Source organism: Chromohalobacter sp. HP20-39, from assembly GCF_033052815.1.
In the GTDB taxonomy this organism is placed as follows: Bacteria; Pseudomonadota; Gammaproteobacteria; order Pseudomonadales; family Halomonadaceae; genus Chromohalobacter.
The window spans coordinates 1-914 of sequence record NZ_JAWHTP010000033.1 but is presented as its reverse complement, the minus strand read 5'-3'; the positions used below and the strand labels follow the sequence as shown (position 1 = coordinate 914).

Annotated in this window: 1 protein-coding gene; it reads left to right on the top strand. The window is 62.3% G+C overall.

Features of this window, described 5'->3' with window-relative positions:
- Nucleotides 1-914 (top strand): DUF3330 domain-containing protein (locus RVY79_RS16665; protein ID WP_411161736.1); only part of this gene is annotated, 914 nt, incomplete at both ends.

The following is a 914-nucleotide window of genomic DNA, read 5'->3' as shown; positions in this document are numbered from 1 at the left end:
CCAAGCGGTCGAGCGCGGGCAGCTTGAACTGCACTACCAGCCCGTCGTCGATCTGCGCAGTGGTGGGATTGTCGGCGCGGAAGCCCTGTTGCGCTGGCGTCATCCGACGCTTGGACTATTGCCACCGGGCCAGTTCCTGCCCGTGGTCGAATCGTCCGGCCTGATGCCTGAAATCGGCGCTTGGGTGCTGGGCGAAGCCTGCCGCCAGATGCGTGACTGGCGAATGCTGGCATGGCGACCGTTCCGGCTGGCCGTCAATGTTTCGGCGAGCCAAGTGGGACCGGACTTCGACGGGTGGGTAAAGGGCGTGCTGGCTGATGCCGAGTTGCCCGCCGAGTATCTCGAAATCGAGCTGACCGAATCGGTCGCGTTTGGTGATCCGGCGATCTTCCCCGCCCTGGACGCCTCGCGGCAGATCGGTGTGCGCTTCGCCGCCGATGACTTCGGGACGGGGTATTCCTGTCTGCAACATCTGAAGTGCTGCCCAATCAGCACGCTCAAGATCGACCAATCGTTTGTCGCCGGGCTCGCCAACGACCGCCGCGACCAAACCATCGTGCACACCGTGATTCAGCTTGCGCACGGGCTGGGCATGGATGTGGTGGCTGAAGGCGTGGAAACATCGGCGAGTCTTGATCTATTGCGACAAGCGGACTGCGACACAGGACAAGGCTTCCTGTTCGCGAAGCCAATGCCGGCGGCGGCATTCGCCGTCTTCGTCAGTCAATGGAGGGGTGCCACCATGAATGCAAGTGACTCGACCACCACCAGTTGCTGCGTGTGCTGCAAGGAAATCCCGCTCGATGCCGCCTTCACCCCGGAAGGCGCGGAATACGTCGAGCACTTCTGCGGGTTGGAGTGTTATCAACGCTTCGAAGCGCGTGCCAAGACAGGGAACGAAACCGATGCCGATC